The organism is Streptomyces sp. NPDC053431, assembly GCF_044544925.1.
Classification (GTDB): Bacteria; Actinomycetota; Actinomycetes; order Streptomycetales; family Streptomycetaceae; genus Streptomyces.
In genome coordinates, this window is sequence record NZ_JBITXX010000075.1 from 1 (window position 1) to 1,694 (window position 1,694).

The following is a 1,694-nucleotide window of genomic DNA, read 5'->3' on the forward strand; positions in this document are numbered from 1 at the left end:
CGCAGCCCGATCGCTTACGAGACAGCGCTCGGAACAACATCAACTACGCTGACCCAAGCCGCATAGCCCGTGTCCAAGATTCGGGGTCAAGGCCCACCTTCGCGTCACGCGGATTCCACTCTACGCACGCCGTATTCGGCCGCATGAGCATCCCATTCCAGGCAAAAGCGATCGGCCATCTTACAAAAGCAATCCCTGTTTAACCTCAAGCCGCTAGGCGCAAGCGATACGCCGCTACGTAAGCCTTCACCTCGAATGACTGCACTCCATGCACACCACGGCGATTGAGTAGGCTTTACTCGACTTCATAAACGTTTTCAGTGACGTATAGCCTTACTCTGCGATGGATGAGAGAATCCTACAATAATCACAAAGTCCCTACAATCCCTATGATAGCGAGAGACGGGATCCTTTATGAGCCACAAGCCCTTGCACATCGCAGTCTTCGGAGCAGGAAGCATCGGCTGCTATCTTGGTGGCCGACTCGCCACGGTTGCCAATGTCACGCTCATCGGGCGTCACGCGCGCATGGCCCTTCTCCGAGACCAGGGGATGATCCTCAGCAGCGGCCAACAGCCGTCGCGCCGCGTCCCACCCACTGCACTACGAATCGAAACCGAACCCCAAGCGGCATCTGAGGCGGACTTTGTACTGATGACTGTTAAGTCTGCTGACACCGTGACCGCAGCAGATAGCCTAGCCCCACATCTTGAGTCGAATGCCGTGGTGTGCAGCTTCCAGAACGGCCTGCACAACGCAGCCCTGCTACGTGCCCGGCTGCGCGGCCACTCCGTACTGGCGGGAATGGTTCCCTATAACGTGCTGCAAACCGAGCCGGGACACTTCCATCAAGGTAGTGGTGGCGCCTTAATGCTGGACAACACTCCCGACGCCCAGCCTCTCGCCGCCGCCCTGCGCCAGGCCGGTCTGGCTGTACAACTGCGCAGCGATATGCATGCCGTACAGCATGGAAAATTCTTAATGAACCTGAACAACGCCATCAATGCATTATCTGGTTTACCCTTGCGACACCAGCTTGAACAACGCGCATTTCGCATATGTCTTGCGATGAGTCAGCAAGAGGCTTTGGCAGCATTCCGCGCTCGCGGCATCACCCCTGCCCGGATCACTCTCGTTCCTCCAGCGCTCACTCCCTGGCTTCTCAAACTTCCCGACAGCATCTTTAGACCCATCGCCGCAAAATCTCTTGCCATCGACGCACAGGCCCGCTCCTCAATGTGGGAAGACCTCCAGCGTGGTCGCGCAACAGAAATCGATTCACTTCAAGGCGAAGTAGTAGCTATGGCCACTAAGTACTCTATGTCAAGCTCTGTTTCAGCTCGCATAGTGCAGTTGGTCAAGCTCGCAGAAGCCGCCTCGCCAATCCGACGCGAGAGCTGGTCGGGAGACGAACTACTAGCAGAACTCCGAATATCTGACCGGGGACATTACTGAGTCGTTTTCATCCTGTATAGATGCAGGTCAGCAGGGTGTGGATGGCTTTGATGATCCGGCTGATGCGGTGGGTGGAGCATCGTGCCCGTCGCGGGATACGCCAGGACTTCAGCTGTGCGAAGGCGCGTTCCCCCAGGGCCCGCAGGCGGGCGTGGTCGCGGTTGAACTGCTGGTAGTGGGCCGGCTGGATCCGGTGGTGGTCATAGGGGGTGCGGACGGTGGCGCCGGCTCCTTGGTAG

General features: G+C 57.9%; 2 protein-coding genes. One reads left to right on the forward strand and one right to left on the reverse strand.

What is annotated here, in order from left to right:
• Positions 1-414 precede the first annotated feature (414 nt).
• The gene (locus tag ACIGXE_RS37710) at positions 415-1,455 is read left to right on the forward strand and encodes a 2-dehydropantoate 2-reductase (RefSeq protein WP_399754685.1); all 1,041 of its coding nucleotides are present in this window, start codon (positions 415-417) and stop codon (positions 1,453-1,455) included.
• A gap of 7 nt (positions 1,456-1,462) precedes the next feature.
• Here ACIGXE_RS37710 and ACIGXE_RS37715 read toward each other — a convergent pair.
• The coding region (locus ACIGXE_RS37715) for a transposase family protein (RefSeq protein WP_399754686.1) at positions 1,463-1,694 on the reverse strand (232 nt) is incomplete at its 5' end.

What these genes read in the sequence shown, in the direction of transcription:
- ACIGXE_RS37710 (WP_399754685.1), top strand. Translation starts at nt 415, where the DNA reads ATGAGCCACAAGCCCTTGCACATCGCAGTCTTCGGAGCAGGAAGCATC.